The organism is Paracoccus stylophorae (assembly GCF_028553765.1).
Classification (GTDB): Bacteria; Pseudomonadota; Alphaproteobacteria; order Rhodobacterales; family Rhodobacteraceae; genus Paracoccus; species Paracoccus stylophorae.
On sequence record NZ_CP067134.1, the window covers coordinates 973,474 to 992,763 of the forward strand.

Annotated in this window: 21 protein-coding genes; 11 read left to right on the forward strand and 10 right to left on the reverse strand. The window is 67.2% G+C overall.

From position 1 onward, the window contains the following. Window positions 1-59: 59 nt before the first annotated feature. The 4 genes from JHW45_RS04855 to JHW45_RS04870 form a co-directional block, all read right to left on the reverse strand. Window positions 60-1,040 (reverse strand): DUF808 domain-containing protein, encoded by a 981-nt coding sequence (locus JHW45_RS04855; protein WP_272859817.1) that lies wholly within the window; start codon window positions 1,038-1,040, stop codon window positions 60-62. Between the two features lie 199 nt (window positions 1,041-1,239). After that, on the reverse strand, window positions 1,240-1,791 hold the full coding sequence (locus JHW45_RS04860) for a fasciclin domain-containing protein (protein WP_272860541.1): 552 nt from the start codon (window positions 1,789-1,791) through the stop codon (window positions 1,240-1,242). Between the two features lie 108 nt (window positions 1,792-1,899). Beyond that, complete coding sequence (locus tag JHW45_RS04865; RefSeq protein ID WP_272859818.1) at window positions 1,900-2,613, reverse strand: anti-sigma factor; 714 nt, start codon at window positions 2,611-2,613, stop codon at window positions 1,900-1,902. Then, on the reverse strand, window positions 2,610-3,164 hold the full coding sequence (locus tag JHW45_RS04870; protein WP_272859819.1) for a sigma-70 family RNA polymerase sigma factor: 555 nt from the start codon (window positions 3,162-3,164) through the stop codon (window positions 2,610-2,612). The genes JHW45_RS04865 and JHW45_RS04870 overlap by 4 nt, the downstream gene beginning before the upstream one ends. 145 nt (window positions 3,165-3,309) lie before the next feature. Here JHW45_RS04870 and cobS point away from each other — a divergent pair, with 145 nt between their 5' ends. From cobS to cobT, 3 genes are all read left to right on the forward strand, one after another. Continuing rightward, window positions 3,310-4,281 carry a cobaltochelatase subunit CobS gene (gene cobS / locus JHW45_RS04875; protein ID WP_272859820.1) on the forward strand — a complete coding sequence of 324 codons (972 nt, stop codon included), beginning with the start codon at window positions 3,310-3,312 and terminating at the stop codon, window positions 4,279-4,281. Continuing rightward, a complete protein-coding gene (locus JHW45_RS04880) occupies window positions 4,259-4,921 on the forward strand; it encodes a hypothetical protein (RefSeq protein ID WP_272859821.1) in 663 nt (220 codons plus the stop codon). Before cobS ends, JHW45_RS04880 begins: the two co-directional genes overlap by 23 nt. A 97-nt stretch (window positions 4,922-5,018) precedes the next feature. After that, a complete protein-coding gene (gene cobT, locus JHW45_RS04885) occupies window positions 5,019-6,887 on the forward strand; it encodes a cobaltochelatase subunit CobT (protein WP_272860542.1) in 1,869 nt (622 codons plus the stop codon). A 29-nt stretch (window positions 6,888-6,916) separates the two neighbouring features. On the opposite strand, the gene JHW45_RS04890 is transcribed toward cobT, so the two are convergent. Next, the gene (locus JHW45_RS04890) at window positions 6,917-8,698 is read right to left on the reverse strand and encodes a chloride channel protein (protein WP_272859822.1); all 1,782 of its coding nucleotides are present in this window, start codon (window positions 8,696-8,698) and stop codon (window positions 6,917-6,919) included. A 186-nt stretch (window positions 8,699-8,884) separates the two neighbouring features. Here JHW45_RS04890 and JHW45_RS04895 point away from each other — a divergent pair, with 186 nt between their 5' ends. Then, on the forward strand, window positions 8,885-9,421 hold the full coding sequence (locus JHW45_RS04895; protein ID WP_272859823.1) for a hypothetical protein: 537 nt from the start codon (window positions 8,885-8,887) through the stop codon (window positions 9,419-9,421). Here the strand turns inward: JHW45_RS04895 and JHW45_RS04900 are convergent. Together JHW45_RS04900 and JHW45_RS04905 are read right to left on the reverse strand one after the other, a co-directional pair. Further along, window positions 9,403-10,245, reverse strand: a complete 843-nt coding sequence (locus tag JHW45_RS04900; RefSeq protein WP_272859824.1) for an NAD-dependent epimerase/dehydratase family protein — start codon at window positions 10,243-10,245, stop codon at window positions 9,403-9,405. The genes JHW45_RS04895 and JHW45_RS04900 overlap by 19 nt on opposite strands. Then, window positions 10,245-11,138, reverse strand: coding sequence for a glycosyltransferase (locus JHW45_RS04905; RefSeq protein WP_272859825.1), 894 nt, complete (start codon window positions 11,136-11,138; stop codon window positions 10,245-10,247). Before JHW45_RS04905 ends, JHW45_RS04900 begins: the two co-directional genes overlap by 1 nt. 156 nt (window positions 11,139-11,294) lie before the next feature. On the opposite strand from JHW45_RS04905, the gene JHW45_RS04910 reads away from it, so the two are divergent. The 5 genes from JHW45_RS04910 (at window position 11,295) to aspS (ending at window position 16,415) form a co-directional block, all read left to right on the forward strand. Next, entirely contained in the window at window positions 11,295-12,674 is a 1,380-nt protein-coding gene (locus JHW45_RS04910) for an FAD-binding oxidoreductase (protein WP_272859826.1), read from the forward strand. Between the two features lie 52 nt (window positions 12,675-12,726). Continuing rightward, complete coding sequence (locus JHW45_RS04915) at window positions 12,727-13,011, forward strand: hypothetical protein (protein ID WP_272859827.1); 285 nt, start codon at window positions 12,727-12,729, stop codon at window positions 13,009-13,011. Between the two features lie 138 nt (window positions 13,012-13,149). Continuing rightward, window positions 13,150-13,947 carry a glycoside hydrolase family 25 protein gene (locus JHW45_RS04920; protein WP_419181832.1) on the forward strand — a complete coding sequence of 266 codons (798 nt, stop codon included), beginning with the start codon at window positions 13,150-13,152 and terminating at the stop codon, window positions 13,945-13,947. Continuing rightward, window positions 13,920-14,579, forward strand: a complete 660-nt coding sequence (locus JHW45_RS04925; protein ID WP_272859828.1) for a CPBP family glutamic-type intramembrane protease — start codon at window positions 13,920-13,922, stop codon at window positions 14,577-14,579. Before JHW45_RS04920 ends, JHW45_RS04925 begins: the two co-directional genes overlap by 28 nt. A gap of 60 nt (window positions 14,580-14,639) precedes the next feature. Further along, window positions 14,640-16,415, forward strand: coding sequence for an aspartate--tRNA ligase (aspS, locus tag JHW45_RS04930; RefSeq protein ID WP_272859829.1), 1,776 nt, complete (start codon window positions 14,640-14,642; stop codon window positions 16,413-16,415). Window positions 16,416-16,454: 39 nt separating this feature from the next. On the opposite strand, the gene JHW45_RS04935 is transcribed toward aspS, so the two are convergent. Beyond that, on the reverse strand, window positions 16,455-17,189 hold the full coding sequence (locus tag JHW45_RS04935; RefSeq protein WP_419181833.1) for a response regulator: 735 nt from the start codon (window positions 17,187-17,189) through the stop codon (window positions 16,455-16,457). Between the two features lie 130 nt (window positions 17,190-17,319). Between JHW45_RS04935 and mce the strand changes: the two genes are divergently transcribed. Together mce and JHW45_RS04945 are read left to right on the forward strand one after the other, a co-directional pair. Continuing rightward, complete coding sequence (gene mce / locus JHW45_RS04940; protein ID WP_272859830.1) at window positions 17,320-17,724, forward strand: methylmalonyl-CoA epimerase; 405 nt, start codon at window positions 17,320-17,322, stop codon at window positions 17,722-17,724. Further along, complete coding sequence (locus tag JHW45_RS04945) at window positions 17,724-17,993, forward strand: DUF1467 family protein (protein ID WP_272859831.1); 270 nt, start codon at window positions 17,724-17,726, stop codon at window positions 17,991-17,993. The genes mce and JHW45_RS04945 overlap by 1 nt, the downstream gene beginning before the upstream one ends. Here the strand turns inward: JHW45_RS04945 and JHW45_RS04950 are convergent. Continuing rightward, window positions 17,950-18,666 carry an EI24 domain-containing protein gene (locus tag JHW45_RS04950; protein WP_272859832.1) on the reverse strand — a complete coding sequence of 239 codons (717 nt, stop codon included), beginning with the start codon at window positions 18,664-18,666 and terminating at the stop codon, window positions 17,950-17,952. The genes JHW45_RS04945 and JHW45_RS04950 overlap by 44 nt on opposite strands. Further along, window positions 18,663-19,235, reverse strand: coding sequence for a nitroreductase family protein (locus JHW45_RS04955; protein ID WP_272859833.1), 573 nt, complete (start codon window positions 19,233-19,235; stop codon window positions 18,663-18,665). The genes JHW45_RS04950 and JHW45_RS04955 overlap by 4 nt, the downstream gene beginning before the upstream one ends. Between the last annotated feature and the right edge of the window lie 55 nt (window positions 19,236-19,290).

Here is a 19,290-nt window from a genome sequence, read left to right on the forward strand (position 1 = left end):
CCGGATGTTCCTTCTGCGCGCCGGACGGTGAAAACGCGCATCGCCCAGGCGTCGGCCTGTCAGGGTGCATCCGACTTGCCGATGGCCTGTTTGACGGCGCCGATGGCCGGGTTGATCAGGAAGCCGACCACCGGGATCAGGGCCAGACCCAGCATCAGGCCCAGAACGCCGTCGAAGAACGCGGTGACGATCCACGCGACCGTCCGATGGAAACGCGCGGCGATGTCCGCGACCCCCACTGCGATATGGTGGATCCAGTCATAGATCGACGGCCAGCCCAGATCGGCCAGCCCGTGCACGACGATGTTGCCGCCCACCCACAGCATCGCGGCGGTGCCGACGATGGTCAGCGTGCGCATCAGGCCCGGCATCACCTTGACGATTCCGCGCCCCAGCCGGGCCACCGCCCCGTCATGTTCCGTCGCCAGATACACGCCGACATCGTCCGCCTTCACGATCAGCGCTACCGCGCCATAGACGGTGACGGTGATGCCGATGGCGACGATGAACAGGATCGCGCCCTTCATCCACAGCGAGTCGTTTACAGGGATCGTGGACAGGGCGATGGTCATGATCTCGGCCGACAGGATGAAGTCGGTCTTGATCGCGCCGGCGACGCGACGTTCCTCCAGCGCGGCGCCGGGACCGTGCGGATGGGTGTGCTTTTCGCTGTCGTGCTTGTCCGAGCCGACGAAGACATGGGCAACCTTCTCGGCCCCCTCGAAACACAGGTAGCTGCCGCCGATCATCAGCAGCGGCGTGATCAGCCACGGCGCAAACGCCGACAGCAGCAGCGCGACCGGCAACAGGATCACCAGCTTGTTGAAGATCGAGCCTCGGGCGATCTTCCAGACGATCGGCAATTCGCGGCTGGCATCGAAGCCGTGGACATATTTCGGCGTCACCGCCGCATCGTCGATCAGCGCCCCCGCAGCCTTCGCGCCGGCCCTTGCGGCCTGTCCCGCGACATCGTCAAGCGACGCGGCCGCAACCTTGGAAATCGCCGCCACGTCGTCCAGAAGCGCAATCAGTCCGCTCATCCAATCCCCGGTTCTCGTTCTTCGTTGTCCTGCCGACAGTGGACAGGCAACGCGGCGGGTGCAAGTCGGTTGCGCGATCTTTGCGCGGCCAGGGCCGCCGACATGCGAAAGACCCGTATGCAAAAGACCCGCGCGAAGGGGATTCGCGCGGGCCGGTCCGCCAGCCGCCACACGCGGGCGGCCTGCAGGACGTCCGATCCTACATCTGCGGCATCAGCACCGCGTCGATCACATGGATCACGCCGTTCGACTGATCGACATCGGGAATGGTGACGGTCGCGACCGTCCCGTTCTCGTCGGTCAGTTGCAGGGCGTTGTTGTCGGGATTGATCGTCGCGGTCAGCTTGCAGCCGCCCACCGTGTCGACGACATGGCTGCCGCCGTCATCCATGATCATCTGGCCGATGGCTGGCGACATCGCGTCGGCGGCAACCACGTGGCAGGTCAGGACCTGTGCCAGCTGATCCTTGTTCTCGGGCTTCATCAGATCGGCGACGGCGGCTTCGGGCAGCATCGCGAAGGCGGCATCGGTCGGCGCGAAGACGGTGAACGGACCGGGCCCGGACAGCGTATCGACCAGACCAGCCGCCGTGACGGCCGCGACCAGGGTCGTGTGATCGGCCGAGTTCGCGGCGTTTTCGACGATGTTGCGGTCGGGAAGCATCTCGGCCCCGCCGACCATGGTGTTGGCGGCGGATGCGCCGGTCGCCAGGGTGGCGGTCATGGCGGCGGCGGTCAAAGCGGTCATCATGCGGTTCATGGATAGTCCTCCGTGTTGGCAGGGCAGGATTGCCTGCCCGATAGACACAGACACGCAGGGTTGGCGGATGAGTTGCGCGCGATCACCGAATCGCGGCGATCACGACCGCGTGAGATCGGCGATGGCCACCACCGGGCCGGTCGCGACGCCCTGCGGCGATCCGCCCGCCGGCTCGTCGGTCAGCGCGATCCTGATCCCTTCGGACGGGTCCAGCTCCGGCGGCAGCGTCATCCGTGCGTTGCCCTGATGCGGCACCAGCCCCAGAGAGATGGGGGCACTGCCATCCGGCCTGATCCACCAGATTTCGTAATCCCGACCTTCGGGCGGCGCGCCCTGTTCCAGCGCGATCTCCATCTCGTCGCCCTCAAGCCGGGCGGCGACGCGCAGGTCAGACTCCTCTGCGACAAGCTGCGCCTGATAATCGGGTCCGGCGGTCGGCGGCTCCGGCGTCTCGGCCGGCATCCACAGCAGCAGCGCAACCGCCGCGACCGCCGCCAGCCCGGCCAGCGCCGGGATCGGGCGTTGCCACCACCGCCGCCCGTCGGCGGGCGCGTCGCTGAGCGGGGCCAGGCCGTGACCCAGCTTTTCGCGGATGCCCTGCCGCGCCCGGGCGGGCGCCATCACCGGGGTCAGCCCCTCGGCCAGCCCGGCCAGCCGTTCCTGCCAGTCGCGCACGGCCTGCGCGAAATCCGGGTCCTCGGCCAGCCGCGCCACGGCGTCCTGCGCCTCGTCGCCCTCGAGCAGGCCAAGCGCCAGTTCCGCGGCCAGCGCGTCGTCCTGTTCTTCCGGGGTCAGGGGGGTGTCGTCGGTCATTGGCTTACACAGTCCTTCAGGCGCAGAAGGCTGCGGCGCAGCCAGCTGCGGACGGTGTTGATCGGCTTGCCCTCGCGCTGCGCCAGATCGGCATAGGTCACGCCTTCCAGATAGACGGCGCGCACCGCGCCCGCCTGCTGGTCGGCAAGCTGGGACAGGCATTCGTCCAGAAGCCGGCGTTCCTGCGCGCGGATCGTCGCCGATTCGGGACCGGGGGCCGAGGACGGGATCTGCGACGCGGCCTCGGACGGGGCGGTGGCGGGTCGCGAACTGCGCGCCCGCAGCCGGTCGATGGCCCGGTTGCGCGCGATGGTGATCAGCCAGGTCATCGGCGACAGCCCGTTCGAGGCATAGCGGGCGGCATTCTGCCACACCTTGATATAGACCTCTTGCAGCGTCTCCTCGGCGTCGGGGCGGCTTTTCAGGACCGACAGGCACACGGCATGCAGCTTGGCCGAGGTGGCGTCATACAACGCATCGAAGGCTTCGCGGTCGCCCATTCCGGTGCGCGCGATCATTTCTTCCAGTTGCAGTCTGCGGGCGTCCTGCACGCGCGATCCCCGTCATGTGTGTCCGACGTCTTGTCTGTTCGACGCCCGACTGTATGGGCGGCGGCAGAGGCCGTCAACGCGCCCCGTCTTGCACCCGGCAGACGAATGCGCGATCAAGGCGCCGAGGCGAGGAAAGGGCCAAGTGATGCTGGACATGAACGCGAAACCCACCGAGGACATCGACCTGCGCGAGGTGTTCGGGCTGGACAGCGACATGAAGATCAAGGGCTTTGCCGAACGCAGCGAGCGCGTGCCGGAAATCGACAGCACCTACAAGTTCGATCCCGACACCACGCTGGCGATTCTGGCGGGCTTTGCCTATAACCGCCGGGTGATGATCCAGGGCTATCACGGCACCGGGAAATCCACCCATATCGAACAGGTGGCGGCGCGGCTGAACTGGCCCTGCGTGCGCGTGAACCTCGACAGCCATGTCAGCCGGATCGACCTGATCGGCAAGGACGCCATCAAGCTGGTCGACGGCAAGCAGGTCACGGTGTTCCACGAAGGCATCCTGCCCTGGGCGCTGCGCAACCCCACCGCCATCGTCTTCGACGAATACGACGCCGGGCGCGCGGACGTGATGTTCGTGATCCAGCGGGTTCTGGAAACCGACGGCAAGCTGACCCTGCTGGACCAGAACGAGGTGATCACCCCGAACCCGTATTTCCGGCTGTTCGCGACCTCGAACACGGTCGGTCTGGGCGACACGACGGGCCTCTATCACGGGACGCAGCAGATCAACCAGGGCCAGATGGACCGCTGGTCGCTGGTCGCGACGCTGAACTATCTGTCGCACGACGCCGAGGCGGCCATCGTCCTGTCCAAGAACCCCCATTACAACAACGAAAAGGGGCGCAAGATCATTGGCCGGATGGTGACGCTGGCCGATCTGACGCGCACGGCGTTCATGCAGGGCGATCTGTCCACCGTCATGTCGCCGCGCACGGTCATCACCTGGGCGCAGAACGCGCGCATCTTCGACAATATCGGCTATGCGTTCCGCCTGACCTTCCTGAACAAATGCGACGAGCTGGAACGTCAGACCGTGGCCGAGTTCTATCAGCGCCTGTTCGACGAGGAACTGCCCGAAAGTGCCGCGTCGAAGGCGGGGTGAGGCGGCGGCGTGGTCGGCGGCGCTGTCGCTGATCGCCGCCGTGGCCCATTCTGGGCCTGATCCGACCGACGCCGAAGCGGCCGTGCTGCCGCGCATCCTGGATGCCGTCCCGGTCGAGATTGCGGCGGGTCATCTTGGGCAGGAACGCGCAATCCTGCTGCTGAACGACGATCCGGATGCGATGACCGCCGATCTGGTCATTCTGGCCGGCGACCCCGACGACCGCGCCGGTCAGGCAATCGCCATCTCGCGCGGGCTGGTCTGGGCGGGGCGGATGGCCGGGCAGGTGCCGTGGCTGGACGTGGCCGCGAACGGCAGCCTTCTGGTCGGATCGCAGCAGACGGGCATCGGCCGCAGCCCGTGGGAACAGACCCTGATCCTTGCCGAACGCGACGGTGCCGTCCGGGTGGCCGGATTCCGGCTTGTGCAATGGGACCGGATCACCGCCAGTTCCGCCTCGTGCGACTGGAACCTGCTGACCGGGGAATGGCAGCTTGAGGCTCAGATCCAATCCGAAAACGGCGATCCGCGGACGGTCACGAAACAGGGCCGGCGACCGGAACGGATCGCGGTGCAGGATTGGCCGGCGCAGGGCGAAGACCCTGCGCAGATGTGCAGAATCGACCTGACCGCGCCTTGAAAGCGCGGCGCAGGCAGGCGCGGGCGTCCGCCGCCGCCGCCCCGCGCGGGCGCGCAGACCTCTTGCCTGATGTCGCGCGGGGTGGTCTATGGACAGTATGAACAAGTCCGACAATCCCGCCGATCCCTTCAAGAAGGCCCTGACCGAGGCCACCCGCGCGCTGGCCGACGAACATGAGCTGAACGTGACCTTCAGCGCCGACCCCTCGGGCGTGGCCGGCGATACGATGCGGCTGCCGCAGATCAGCCGGCGCATGGGCCGCGACGAGATCATGACCGCGCGCGGCACGGCGGATGCGCTGGCGATGCGGATGCGCCATCATGACGCGGGGACGCACGCCAGATTCGCGCCCTCGGGTCCGATGGCGCGCGAACTTTACGAGGCGTTCGAGACGGCGCGCTGCGAGGCGTTGGGCGCCCGCGACATGCCCGGTGCGCTGACCAATATCGACGCCAAGATCGGCGCGGATGCCGACAAGAAGGGCTATGCGCAGATCACCCAGCCCTCGGACGCGCCGCTGTCGGTGGCGGCGGGCTATCTGCTGCGGCAGGCGGCGACGGGGCGGGCGCTGCCTGCGGGCGCGCAGCATGTCGCCGATCTGTGGCGCCCCTTTGTGGAACAGCAGGCCGGCGATGCGCTGGAGAATGTCAACGAGGTTCTGGGCGATCAGGCGGCCTTCGCGCGCATGGCGCGCCAGTTGATCAGCGATCTGGGTTACGGCGACCAGTTGGGCAACGATCCCGACGAACCCGAAGAGGACGAGGCTGACGAGAACGCCGAACAGGACGAAGAGGCGGGCGACGACCAGTCCCGCGATCAGGACGAGGACGAAACCGCCGACAGCTCGCCCGAACGCAGCCAGGAACAGCAGCAGGACGAACGTCAGGCCCAGGTCAGCATGGACGACCAGTCCGACGAGGAACTGGCCGACGAGGCCCAGATGCCCGAGGCCGAGACCCCGCCCGACACGCCGCCCCCGGTCAGCGAGGCGTCGCCCGACTACAAGGTGTTCAGCCAGGCCTGGGACGAGGAGATCCGCGCCGACGATCTGGCCGACCCGGCCGAGCTGGAACGGCTGCGCGCCTATCTGGACAAGCAGCTGGAACCGTTGCGCGGCGCGGTCAGCCGGCTGGCCAACAAGTTGCAGCGCCGCCTGCAGGCGCAGCAGAACCGAAGCTGGGAATTCGACAAGGAAGAAGGCGTGCTGGATGCCGGCCGGCTGGCCCGCGTGGTGGCGAACCCGACGACGCCGCTGTCCTTCAAGGTCGAAAAGGACATGGAGTTCCGCGATACGGTCGTCACGCTGCTGATCGACAATTCCGGGTCGATGCGCGGCCGGCCGATCAGCATCGCCGCGATCTGCGCCGACGTGCTGGCGCGGACGCTGGAACGGTGCAGCGTCAAGGTCGAGATCCTGGGCTTTACCACCCGCGCCTGGAAGGGCGGACAGGCGCGCGAGGCGTGGTTGCAGGCGGGACGGCCCGCCCAGCCCGGCCGCCTGAACGATCTGCGCCACATCATCTACAAGCCCGCCGACGCGCCGTGGCGGCGGGTGCGGCCCAATCTGGGGCTGATGATGAAGGAAGGGCTGCTGAAAGAGAATATCGACGGCGAGGCGCTGGAATGGGCGCATCGGCGGCTGGTGCGCCGGACCGAGGCGCGCAAGATCCTGATGGTCATTTCGGACGGTGCGCCGGTTGACGATTCCACGCTGTCGGTCAATCCGGCGAACTATCTGGAAAAACATCTGCGCGACGTGATCGCGATGGTCGAACGCAAGCGGGCGGTCGAATTGCTGGCCATCGGCATCGGCCACGACGTGACGCGATATTACGAACGCGCGGTAACGATCACCGATGCCGAACAGCTGGCCGGCGCGATCACCGAACAGCTGGCCGCGCTGTTCGACAGCGATCCGCGCAAGCGGGCGCGGGTACTGGGCATGGCGGCGATGCGGCGGGCGTGACCCCCCGTGCGTGACCGCGCAAGGCGGCGTCAGCTGCGATAATCGCGCAGGACGGCGGCGGCGATCGAATCGCGGGTCAGGACTCCGATCACCTTCTCGGGTCCGGGCATGGTGCCGTCGGGAATGATCAGCAGCGCGGCATGATCGCGGTCGGCCATATTGGTCATCGCGGCCTGCAGGAAGCTGCTTTCCTTGGCATAGCCCACCGGCCCGATCAGCGGGCCGTGACGACGGGCCGGGTCCTCGGGGTGGACGCGGACGACGCCGACGACGTTGCGACCTTCGGTGACGACGGCATATTCCTTGGTCTCGCCCAGAAGCGTGTCGACCAGACCGTGTTCGCCCAACTGCGCGCGTTCCAGCACGCCGACGGCGGGCGACATCAGGTCCTTCAGCTGCCGGATGGCGAACATGTGGGCCCGCGTCTCGCGCGGGATGCGCTGGCCGCGACGGTTCAGCCGCAGCGTATAGATGTCGTCGGGCGACAGCCGCCGGCGCACGCCCAGGGCCACCACCACCGCGATGATCGCCGCCACGGTGATGGTATAGTCGCCGGTCATCTCGAACAGCATGATGATCGCGGTCAGCGCCCCGCCGGTCGAGGCGCCGACGATGCAGGCCATCCCGATCAGCGCGAAGGTGACCGAATGGAACCCCAGATGCGGAAACATCAGATCCAGCGTCGCGCCGAACGCCCCGCCCAGGGCCGCGCCCAGAAACAGCGAGGGCGAAAAGATCCCGCCCGACGCGCCCGCGCCGATGCTGACCGAGGTGGCCAGGAATTTCAGCACGAACAGCAGCAGCAGAAAGGCGGGCGCGGTCAGCTGCGCGGTCAGGATCGCCTCGATCGTGGCATAGCCGACGCCGGCGGTGTGATACATGCCGGTGGTCAGCAGCAGCACATACATCAGGATGCCAAGCGACAGCATCCCGGCGGCGTTCTTCAGATAGGGATTGGCCGGCCAGTCCTCGAACAGATCCTCGATCCGGTAAAGGCCGCGCACAAAGCCTGCGGCGGCGACGCCGGTGACAAGGCCAAACAGGATATACAGCGGCAGCATGTCCACCGACAGCGGCACGAACACATCGGGCCGTTCATGCGCCGCGACCATGAAGGCCGGGGCCATGCCGAAGGCCAGACGTCCGACATAGGTGGCCGTCCCGGTGGCGATGACGACCGGGATCAGGGTCCGGGCGCTGATTTCGGGCAGCATCAGTTCGACGGCGAAGAGCACTGCCCCCAGGGGTGTGTTGAAGGTCGCGGCGATGCCCGCCCCCGCGCCCGCCGACACCAGCGTGATGATCTGCCAGCTGCGCAGGTTGAAACGACTGCCCAGAACCGACCCGATGCCCGATCCGATCTGGATGATCGGCCCCTCGCGCCCGACCGAGGCGCCCGATCCGATCGACAGCGCCGAGGCCAGCGACTTGACGATCACCACCCGCGGCCGGATGCGGCCGCCGCGGTAATAGATCGCCTCCATCACCGCCGCCATGCCGGTGCCCCGCGCCTCGGGGGCGTAGTTGCGCACCAGCCACAAGACGACGACGCCGCCGATCACCGGCGCCAGAATGACCAACGGCCCGAACGGGCCGGGCGGGGTCGCGACATGGGCGTTATAGTCCAGCGAAACCTGTCCCAGAAACAGCAGGTTGTGGACCACCGCGATCAGATAGCGCAGCGCGATCGCGCCCAGACCGGTGACGATGCCGATGCAGATGGCCAGCCCCGAAAGCTGGATCACCGTAAAAAGCCGCTTGTCGGGGCGGGGGGCCGTGTCGGACTGATCTGGCGACTGGCTGTCTGTCATCGGCTCTTGCGCGGCAGGGAAGGCGGGCAGGCGACTGCCCCGGGGGTGCCGGGCAATCTCTGGCCGGCTGATCGTCTTTCGTGCTAAGCGTTTGTCCATCCGGATGCAAACCGCAAGCCGGATCGGGCGGGATTTCGGAAACCGGGGGGGATCACGGGGGGCATGGCCGCGCTCAGGATCAGGCGGATGCGCAGACCCGGCCGGGCGGAATGGATCGCCGCCGGGGTCGTGCTGATCGCCATTGCGGGCTATTTCCTGCTGCTGCGGCATCTGGACGAACGCGCCCGCATCTATTTCCAGCATCTGCGCGACAGCGATCCGGCGACCTATCTGACCAATCTGCGGCAGGCGCGCGGGTTCGACACCTATCTAGCCGAATATGCCGCGCTGGAGGGCTTCGACGACTACAGCCCGCAGGTGCCCGGCTTCATCCTGGGGCGCTGGACGATGCGCGACGCGCCGCTGCGCCTGATTCCGGGCAAGGGGCCGGATGCGTGCAGCGATCCGGCGGTGTTCGAATACGGGCTGTATCTCAGCCCGGAAACGGCGGAAACCTCGACCCCGGTCCAGTATCGGCTGGACGGGACGACGGTGCTGATGCGCGATTACAACGACCGGGTCTATCCGATCCGGCTGATCGCCTATGGCGCGCAGCTGGACCATCTGGAATTCGTGCCGCCCGGCCGCGAGGCGCCGGTCTACGCCTATCTGTGCGGCCGCTGAGGGTCGGCGGGGACATCCGCCAGCATCGCGGGAATCTCGGCGCGCAATCTTTGCCAGCCGCCCGGCGTCCAGCCCATCGCGGCCAGCGCATCGCAGCGCAGAACCCGGATGGCCGAGATGTCGGCGCGCGGCGGCAGCGGGTGCGGACAGCCGGTCGCGTCCCGCACCGCCGCCAGCAGGTCGTGCCGGTCCACGATCATGTCCGAGGCGTTCACCGTCCCCGGCGGATCGTCGCGGTTCAGCAGCATCAGCATCGCGCGGGTCAGGTCGTCGCCATGCAGTTCCGTGCCGGCGCGCGGCGCGACCTGCCGCCCGGCCAGATAGTCGCCGAACAGACCCAGCCATTTGTGGCGCGGACCCGGACCATAGATGCCGGTCGCGCGGATCGAGGTGGTCCGGAGATCCAGCGAGTGCAGATGATCCTCGGCCCGCGCCTTCACCTGCCCGTAAAGCGTGGTCGGCCGGGCGGGCAGATCGTCGGTCAGGGAAACTCCCTCGGGCTGTCCGTCATGCACCGCGCGCGAGGACAGGAACAGCACCCGCCGGACGCCCCAGCGTGCCGCCGCATCGAACAGCCGGATCGAGCCATCCAGATTTGCGGTGACAAAGCCGTCCGGATTATCGCCCTCGCCGCCGCGATAACGACCGGGCGCATGGGCGAAGGCGCAATGGATCAGCGCATCGTGCCCGCCAAGATCGGGCGCATCGCCAAGGGAATACCCGCCGCTGCGGTCCAGCACCGTGACATCGTGTCCCGCGCGGCGCGCTGCGCTGAGCACGAACCCGCCGACGATCCCACTTGCCCCGGTCAGCGCGATGCGCATCAGGCTGCGGGACGCACCTGGGCGGCAAGATCGGGCATCGGATGACCGGCGGCGATCGCGCGCCACAGATCGATCAGCGGACGCAGCATCGCCACCTTGTCATGGTCCTGCCAGGGCTTTTCATACTGGAAATGCAGGATGCGGATGTCTTCCCAGCTCCATAGCTCGGGCATGTTGAACCAGACATATTGCAACATGTTGTGATGGATCGACAGACCCTGCCAGTCGGGGAAATAGTGCTGAAGAAAGGTCTGGTCGGTGCGCCGCCAGAACACGCCGGGCCGGTCCAGCCGCGCCAGCATGTCGCGATAGGTCCGCAGGTCGGGCCGGGCCGTGAACACGCCCGAATTCATCCGGTGAAATCCGTCCAGCCCGTCATAGACATTGGGCGCGGCGCAGAATTCGGGCATCTCGAACAGCTTGTCCACCGGCCGCAGCACGACCGCGTCGGCGTCGATGAACACGCATCGCCGGTAATCCAGCTGCCACAGCCGCAGCTTGACGAAATTGTCCAGCGGCGTGTGGAAATCGGGCTTGCCGCCGCGGGTGAAGGCTGCGCGCCGGTGCAGCGCATCGCGGGCATGGGTGCGGTCGAACTGTTCCGAGGTGGGAAGCAGGTCGGCCTGGATCAGGCGCGCGCCGCCCGCGCGCAACCGTGCCAGATGGGCGGGCTGCAGTCCGCGGTGCAGCACCACCAGATCGGCGCCGGTGCCGGTCAGGCGCAGCGACCGCAACAGCGCCTCGGCGCCCGGCAGGTAATCGGGGTTGCTGACCAGGGTGACATAGGCGCGATCCGTGCGGGCCGCCGTCTCGGGCCTCAGACCCTCGGGCAGGGGGGCGGGCCGGTTCTGCGCCTCGTCACGGCGCGGCCGAGAGATCGGGGTGGTGTCCATCTCATATGCGTCCTGCGTTCTGTTCCGCGGATCAGGGCCTGGGGCATGTCGCCTGCTGCGGTATGGCGCTTTCGTGTCCGTTCATGCCAGAACGTCGAAGGGTTTGCCAAGGTTCAATCCGACGCTAAGCTGCTGACGACAGGAAGAGGATCGCCGATGACACTGCCCCCCGACGCAGCCGCGCAGCTGCAAGACCTGCTTGGGTCCCGCCTGTCCGTATCCACCGCCGACCGCGATCACCACGCGCAGTCCGAAAGCTTTCACCGCGCGCCGCCGCCCGACGCGGTGGCATGGCCTGAATCCGCCGATGAGGTCGCGGCCATCGTGCGCATCTGCGCCGATGCCGGCCTGCCGGTGATCCCGTGGGGGGCCGGAACCTCGCTTGAGGGGCACGCGCTGGCCACGCAAGGCGGCGTGACGGTCGATCTGGGGCGCATGAACCGGGTGGTCGAAATCCGGGCCGAGGACATGCAGGTCACCGTCCAGCCCGGCATCACGCGCGAGGCGCTGAACACCGAACTGCGCGCGACGGGGCTGTTCTTTCCGGTCGATCCGGGCGCGAATGCCAGCCTGGGCGGCATGGCCGCGACGCGGTGCAGCGGCACGACGGCGGTGCGTTACGGCACGATGCGCGACAACGTGCTGGGCTTGCAGGTGGTGCTGGCGGACGGACGCATCATCCGCACCGGCACCCGCGCGGCGAAATCCAGCGCCGGATACGATCTGACCGGGCTGTTCGTCGGGTCGGAAGGCACGTTGGGCATCGTCACCGAACTGACCCTGCGCCTGCACGGCCAGCCCGAGGAGGTCGCGGCCGCCGTCTGCGCCTTCGACAGCCTGGAACACGCCGTCGAATGCGTCAGCGCCACGATCCAGTCCGGCATCCCGATGGCGCGCATCGAATTCGTCGATGCCGTCACCGCCCGCGCCTTCAACCTTCATTCCGGCAGCGACATGCGCGAATCGCCGCATCTGATGGTGGAATTCCACGGCTCGCCCGGCGCGGTGCGCGAGGATGCGGAACGGTTTGGCGAGATTGCGGCCGAATTCGGCGCGCAGGGATTCGATTGGGCGACCACGGCCGAGGATCGCAACCGGCTGTGGCGGATGCGTCACGGCGCCTATCACGCCTGCATCGCGTTGCGCCCCGGCGCGACGGGCGTCGTCACCGATGTCTGCGTGCCGATGTCGCATCTGCCGGCGGCTGTCGCGGCGGCGGCGGCCGATATCCGCGAATCGGGGTTGATCGGCCCCATCGTCGGCCATGTGGGCGACGGCAATTTCCACGCCCAGATTCTGGTCGAGCCCGGCAACCAAACCGAGATCGCCACCGCCAAGGCCATTGCCCTGCGCATGGCCGAACGGGCGCTGAAGGTCGGCGGAACCATCACCGGCGAACATGGCATCGGCATCGGCAAACGCGCGCTGATGGCCGACGAACACGGCCAGGCGTGGCAGGTGATGGGGGCGATCAAGACCGCGCTGGACCCGCAGAACATCATGAATCCGGGCAAGCTGGTCCCGGACCGGAACTGATGTCCCGCCTGCACGGTTGACTCTGTGGACCTGCATCGAAAAGGAGATTCGGATGTCTTACAACGAAAACGATCCCGGACGGTCGGCCAGCAAGCATCGCCCGGCCCTGATCGGGATCGCGGTCGCGATCATCGCGGCGATCGTGGCCTATCTGGTGTTTCTGCCCGGAACAGACGAGCAGAACGAAGGCATTGCGACCACCGCACCGCCCGCCGATACGGCGGTCAGCGAGGCGAGCGGAACGGATGCAGGCTCGACCCCCGACATCGCGCCCGAAGGGTCTGCGCCCGTCACCCCCGACGGCGAGGCCACCGCGCCCGAGGCCGAGACGAACTGATCTTGATTGCGTCGCTTCGATGCGGGTTGACACGAAGTTGACCATCACGGCCCCATGACTTCCGGTCACGGCTTTGCGATAAGCGAACGGAAAACCGCGGACAACGCGGTCGACACCGGGCAGTGACAAGGGGCAGGGATGGGTCATATCACGAAGTTTGTTCTGGGCTTGATGCTGGTCCTGGCGGTGGCGTGCTCGCGCACGCCGCCCGGCGGGCGCGGCGGGGCCAGTGCGGTCTATGTCGGCGGCACGGTGCCGCAACTGGGCGATCACAAGCCGCATGAATGGCGCAACGGCCACCCCTACAACCATGCCGTCCACGGGATCGACATCTCGCGCTGGCAGGGGGATATCGACTGGGGCCGCGTGCGCGGATCGGGCGTCAGCTTCGCCTTCATCAAGGCGACCGAAGGCGGCGACCACAGCGATCCCGCCTTTGCCCGTTACTGGCGCGAGGCGGCTGCGGCGCGACTGCCGCGCGGGGCTTATCACTATTACTATTTCTGCCGCTCGGGCGCCGATCAGGCGCGCTGGTTCATCCGCAACGTGCCGCGCGAACGCGGATCGCTGCCGCCGGTGCTGGACATCGAATGGACCAATTCGCGCACCTGTCCGCAGCGCCCCGCCCCGGCCGAAGTCAAGCGCGAGGCGTCGATCTTTCTGGACATCGTGGGCCGGCATTACGGGCAGCGCCCGATCGTCTATACGACCGTCGATTTCTATCGCGACAACCGTCTGGGCGATCTGCGGGCCGAATTCTGGCTGCGTTCGGTCGCCGATCATCCGCGCATGACCTATCCCGGCCAGAACTGGGCCTTCTGGCAATATACCGGCACCGGCGCGGTTCCGGGCATTCAGGGCAATGTCGATCTGAATGCCTTTGCGGGATCGTCCTCGGACTGGGCGCGATGGCTCTCCACCCGCCTGACGCGCTGAGCGCGCATCCCTGGCGACTGGCCGAATTCGGGGCGCTGTATGTCGCGACGCCCCTGGCCATCGCGTTCCTTCTGCCGCCGGGGCGGATCTTTCCGGCGCTGTTCCTGTTCAGCCTTGCCGGTCTGCTGCTGCTGTGGCGCACCGGCGGGTTCGACTGGCGCAGCCTGATCCGCGGCAACCGCATCCCCTGGTGGGAGGTGGCCGGCATCGCGCTGGCCACGCTGGTCAGCGGGGTGGCGATCATGTGGCTGGCCCGCCCCGAGGCGCTGTTTGCGATGGTTCGCGCCCGGCCCGAATTCCTGCTGGTGATCTGGTGTCTTTATCCGCTGCTGTCGGCGCTGCCGCAGGAACTGATCTTCCGGCCGCTGTTCTTTCACCGCTATGGCGCGATCCTGCCGCACGGACAGGCGGCCATCGCCGTCAACGCCGCGATCTTTTCCTTCGCGCATCTGATGTACTGGTCGTGGGTCGTCGCGCTGATGACCTTCTGCGGCGGCTGGATCTTTGCGCGCGCCTATCTGCGCCACGGATTCCCCGCCGCGTGGCTGCTGCACGCGGTGGCGGGCAACGTGCTGTTCGCGGTCGGGATGGGCCATTATTTCTACAGCGGCAATGTCGTGCGGCCGTTCTGACCGGTTGACTTCCCGCCCATCCCACGGTTGATGCGGGGGCTGAACAAGTGGGGACCGATCATGCACGCCTATCGCAGCCATACCTGCGGCGATCTGACTGCCGCCAATGCCGGGGACACCGTCCGCCTGTCGGGCTGGGTTCACCGCGTCAGGGATCATGGGGGCGTGCTGTTCGTCGATCTGCGGGATCATTACGGCATGACGCAGGTTCTGGCCGACAGCGACAGCCCGGCCTTTGCCGCGATGGAACGGCTGCGCGCCGAAACCGTGATCCGCATCGACGGGCGGGTGAAGCTGCGCGATGCATCGCTGGTCAATCCCAGGCTGCCCACCGGCGAGATCGAGGTCTATGCGACCGCGCTGGACGTGCTTGGCCCGGCCGAGGATCTGCCGCTGCCGGTCTTCGGCGAACAGGACTATCCCGAGGAAACGCGCCTTGCCTATCGCTTTCTCGATCTGCGGCGCGAGACGCTGCACAACAACATCATGCTGCGCAGCCATGTGATCCGGTCGCTGCGCAATCGCATGTGGGACCAGGGCTTCACCGAGTTCCAGACCCCGATCATCACCGCCTCGTCGCCCGAGGGCGCGCGCGACTTTCTGGTGCCCTCGCGCCTGCATCCGGGCAAGTTCTATGCCCTGCCGCAGGCGCCGCAACAGTTCAAGCAGCTGATCATGGTCGCGGGGTTCGACAAGTATTTCCAGATCGCGCCCTGTTTCCGGGACGAGGATCCGCGCGCCGACCGCAGCCCGACGGATTTCTATCAGCTGGATCTGGAAATGTCGTTTGTGGATCAGGAGGATGTGTTCTCCGTCATCCAGCCCGTGATCCAAGGCCTGTTCGAGGAGTTCGGCGGCGGCCGTCCGGTGCAATCCGACTGGCCGCGCATCTCCTATGCCGAATCGATGCTGAAATACGGGTCCGACAAGCCCGATCTGCGCAACCCGATCGAGATGCAGGTGGTATCCGACCATTTTCGTGGTTCGGGCTTTGCGATCTTCGCGAGGCTGCTGGAACAGGACGGCACCGAAATCCGCGCCATTCCCGCGCCGGGCGGCGGGTCGCGCAAATTCGCCGACCGCATGAATGCGTTCGCGCAGGCGCAGGGGCTGCCGGGGATGGGGTATATCTTCTGGCGCAAGGGCGACAGTGGCGATACCGAAGCCGCAGGCCCCATTGCCAAGAATATCGGTCCCGAACGGACCGAGGCGATCCGCCTGCAACTGGGTCTGGGCGAGGGCGACGCGGCCTTCTTCCTGGGCGGCAAGCCGGAGACCTTCGAGGCCGTGGCCGGCCGCGCCCGCAACGAGATCGGGCGCGAACTGGGTCTGACCGACGAGAACCAGTTCCGGTTCGCGTGGATCGTCGATTTCCCCATGTATGAGAAGGACGACGAGGGCCGGATCGATTTCAGCCATAACCCGTTCTCGATGCCGCAGGGCGGGATGGAGGCGCTGGAGGGCGATCCGCTGAAGGTGCTGGGCTATCAATACGATCTGGCCTGCAACGGCTATGAGCTGGTCAGCGGCGCGATCCGCAACCACAAGCCCGAGATCATGTTCAAGGCGTTCGAACTGGCCGGCTATTCCGAAGCCGAGGTCGAAAAGCGGTTCGGCGGCATGGTCAAGGCGTTCCGCTATGGCGCGCCGCCGCATGGCGGCTGCGCGGCGGGCATCGACCGGATCGTGATGCTGCTGGCCGACGAACAGAATATCCGCGAGGTCATCATGTTCCCGATGAACCAGCGGGCCGAGGATCTGATGATGGGCGCCCCGTCCGAGCCGACCAACGAACAGCTGCGCGAACTGCGCCTGCGGGTCCTGCCGAAAGAGTGACGCGGCGGCCGGGGCTGTGCCGGTCGGGCGGCAGGCCCCTTACATCTCGGCCGTGCGGGACAGGCGGTCCTGCACCATGCCGCTGATCCGGGCCAGATCGGTGGCCAGCGCGTTGCCCGCCTGATGATCCTGCGCCAGCGCCGTCGCCGCCGCCTCCAGCGCGTTGTCATGGGCGGATCGCGCGACCCCGGCCAGGAACCGCGCGACATAGTCGATGGCGGCGGTGTCATGCGCGTTCGACAGGATGTCGGCCACATGCGCCAGATCGTCGCGCAGCCCCGAGGCGTCGGGCTGGATGACGGCGTCGGGCAGGACGCGCAGCCCGGGTCCGCGCGCATCCGCCGGCAGCGACGCCAGGATCGTCTGCTGAAACCCGGCCAGGCTTTCGACCGGCTTCGACAGGAAATCGTCGGCCCCCGCCTGCATCGCCGCGTCGCGCGCGTCCGGATCGCCCGACATGCCAAGGATCACCGGCACGCGCGGCTGGCTTGCGGCCATCTGCCGGATCAGCCCGGCCCCGTCGCCGTCGGGCAGACCGAGATCGACGATCACCACCGCCGGACGATAGGTTTGCAGATGCCGCGCGGCCGAGCGCAGGCAATCCGCCCGCCTGATCCGAGCGCCCGAGCGCAGGCACAGCAGGCGAACCGCCTCGCTGGCAAAGCGCGAATCCTCGACCACCAGCACCGTCAGTCCCGCCAGCGGCCGTCCCGGCACCGACATGCGCCACAATGGCAGCGCGGCAGTCGGGCCTGTGTCGATATCGGTCAGCATCTTCGTTCCCCGTTTACATGCGGTTGCCGATCCAGATAAGCGCCGATTCCCTAAGAAGCCGTTAAACCCGCCTTGTTTTCCTTTCGCTTCGGCGCCGAAGGTCCTATGAAGCGCACAAACGGAGGCTGAGATGATCGGACGTCTGAACCACGTCGCCATTGCCGTGCCGGATCTGGACGCGGCGGCGGCGCAATACGAACACACGCTTGGCGCGACGGTGGGCGCGCCGCAGGACGAACCCGACCACGGCGTCACCGTCGTCTTCATCGACCTGCCGAACACCAAGATCGAACTGCTGTATCCCCTGGGCGATGACAGCCCGATCCGGGGATTTCTGGACAAGAACCCGTCCGGCGGCATCCATCACATGTGTTTCGAGGTCGAGGACATCATCGCCGCCCGCGACCGGCTGAAATCCGAAGGCGCGCGGGTGCTGGGCTCGGGCGAGCCGAAGATCGGCGCGCATGGCAAGCCGGTCCTGTTCCTGCATCCCAAGGATTTCAACGGCTGCCTGATCGAGCTGGAGCAGGTCTGATGAATCTGACCGGCGGGATCGTGCTGTTCGTGGTGCTGTGGTTCCTGACCCTGTTCGTCGTCCTGCCGATCGGGCAGCGCAGTCAGCAGGATGCGGGCCATATCGTGCCGGGCACGCCTGCGGGTGCGCCCGAAGGCACGCCGTGGCGGCGCAAGCTGACGCTGACCACGCTGATCGCCGCCGCGATCTGGGCGGTGATCGCGTGGATCATCCTTGGCGGGCTGGTCAGCCGCGCCGATATCGAGAATCTGGACCGGATGTTCCGCTGATCATGTGAAACAGATGCGTGAACGCCGCCGCCGACAGCAGCGGCACCGCGATGTTCACCACCGGCACGGTCAGCGCGACCGCCACAAGTGCGCCTGCCGCCGTGACCCGACCCGTGTTGCGCCGTCGCAGGTCGCGCGCCTCGTCCTCGGCCAGGTGGCGTCTGGCGGCCATCTGAAAGAACTCGCGCCCCAGAAGCCAGCCATTGGCGCCGTAGAACAGGACCGGCGCGAACGGCCCCAGAAACGGCGTCAGGATCAGCGACAGGATCGCCACCCCGACCACCGCCGCCATCACCGCCAGCGATTCCAGCAACCCGTCAGTGAAGTCCAGCGATTGTCCGGGGCGGGCGGGATAGTGGATCCGCTCGACCGCGTCCGCCACGTTTTCGGCGAAAAGCCCGGCGAATCCGGCCGCGACAGGGGCCATCAGGAAGAACCCCATCAGCGGAAACAGCGCCAGCGACCCCCAGGACAGCGTGTTGCCGACATCGATCGCGCCGATCCAGGGCAGCGTCAGCGAACCGGGGGTGAACAGCCGGATCAGCCAGAACGCGCCCGCCTGCAAGGCCACGAACAGCGCCACCGTCAGCCCAATCCCGGCCAGAACCAGCGACAGGATGCGCGGCCGCAGCAGATCGCCCCAGCCAAGCGTCAGCGCCCGCAGAACGATCATGGCAGCCAGTCGGTCTTGGCCTCGATATCGGGGCGCGGCCGTTCGGGCGGCGCCGTCCGGCGCGTGCCGATATGGACCAGCCCGGCGACGCGCTCGCCGTCCTTCAGGCCCAGATGGGCGCGCCCGAACCTTTCATCCAGCGCCGCGAACCCCGTCAGCCAGGCCGCCCCCCAGCCCGAGGCCAGCGCCGCGTTGACCAGCCCCAGACAGACTGCGCCCGCCGACAGGATCTGTTCCCAGTGCGGGATCTTGTCGCTGTCCACCGGCGACGAGACGACGGCGACGATCACCGGCGATGCGAAGGCCGAGGCGGCCTTTTCGGCGGCGGCGGTATCCTGACCGCTGGCCAGAACCTCTTGCCGCAGGATCGGCGCCAGCCTGTCCAGCGTCTCGCGGCCCAGCACGACGAAACGCCACGGCTCAAGCTTGCCGTGATCGGGGACGCGCGCGGCAAGCGTCAGCAGCCGGATCAGTTCTTCCCGGTCCGGCGCCGGACCGGTCAGCAGCTTGGGCGGGTGAGATCGGCGGCTGGCCAGAAAATCCAGCGCGCCCTGATTGCGATGTTCCATCCGTGTCTCCTTTACCGCCTCAAATAGACACGGCCGCGCAATTTTCCCAGAGACG

Bases quoted from the DNA above. Each gene is read 5' to 3' on its own strand.
- JHW45_RS04925 (WP_272859828.1), top strand. From the start codon at position 13,920: ATGGCTCTCCACCCGCCTGACGCGCTGAGCGCGCATCCCTGGCGACTG.
- JHW45_RS04945 (WP_272859831.1), top strand. From the start codon at position 17,724: ATGAATCTGACCGGCGGGATCGTGCTGTTCGTGGTGCTGTGGTTCCTG.
- JHW45_RS04935 (WP_419181833.1), bottom strand. From the start codon at position 17,189: ATGCTGACCGATATCGACACAGGCCCGACTGCCGCGCTGCCATTGTGG.
- JHW45_RS04920 (WP_419181832.1), top strand. From the start codon at position 13,150: ATGGGTCATATCACGAAGTTTGTTCTGGGCTTGATGCTGGTCCTGGCG.
- JHW45_RS04915 (WP_272859827.1), top strand. From the start codon at position 12,727: ATGTCTTACAACGAAAACGATCCCGGACGGTCGGCCAGCAAGCATCGC.
- JHW45_RS04890 (WP_272859822.1), bottom strand. From the start codon at position 8,698: ATGACAGACAGCCAGTCGCCAGATCAGTCCGACACGGCCCCCCGCCCC.
- JHW45_RS04955 (WP_272859833.1), bottom strand. From the start codon at position 19,235: ATGGAACATCGCAATCAGGGCGCGCTGGATTTTCTGGCCAGCCGCCGA.
- aspS (WP_272859829.1), top strand. From the start codon at position 14,640: ATGCACGCCTATCGCAGCCATACCTGCGGCGATCTGACTGCCGCCAAT.
- JHW45_RS04855 (WP_272859817.1), bottom strand. From the start codon at position 1,040: ATGAGCGGACTGATTGCGCTTCTGGACGACGTGGCGGCGATTTCCAAG.
- JHW45_RS04865 (WP_272859818.1), bottom strand. From the start codon at position 2,613: ATGACCGACGACACCCCCCTGACCCCGGAAGAACAGGACGACGCGCTG.
- mce (WP_272859830.1), top strand. From the start codon at position 17,320: ATGATCGGACGTCTGAACCACGTCGCCATTGCCGTGCCGGATCTGGAC.
- JHW45_RS04950 (WP_272859832.1), bottom strand. From the start codon at position 18,666: ATGATCGTTCTGCGGGCGCTGACGCTTGGCTGGGGCGATCTGCTGCGG.
- JHW45_RS04905 (WP_272859825.1), bottom strand. From the start codon at position 11,138: ATGGACACCACCCCGATCTCTCGGCCGCGCCGTGACGAGGCGCAGAAC.
- JHW45_RS04900 (WP_272859824.1), bottom strand. From the start codon at position 10,245: ATGCGCATCGCGCTGACCGGGGCAAGTGGGATCGTCGGCGGGTTCGTG.
- cobS (WP_272859820.1), top strand. From the start codon at position 3,310: ATGCTGGACATGAACGCGAAACCCACCGAGGACATCGACCTGCGCGAG.
- JHW45_RS04910 (WP_272859826.1), top strand. From the start codon at position 11,295: ATGACACTGCCCCCCGACGCAGCCGCGCAGCTGCAAGACCTGCTTGGG.
- cobT (WP_272860542.1), top strand. From the start codon at position 5,019: ATGAACAAGTCCGACAATCCCGCCGATCCCTTCAAGAAGGCCCTGACC.
- JHW45_RS04895 (WP_272859823.1), top strand. From the start codon at position 8,885: ATGCGCAGACCCGGCCGGGCGGAATGGATCGCCGCCGGGGTCGTGCTG.
- JHW45_RS04860 (WP_272860541.1), bottom strand. From the start codon at position 1,791: ATGATGACCGCTTTGACCGCCGCCGCCATGACCGCCACCCTGGCGACC.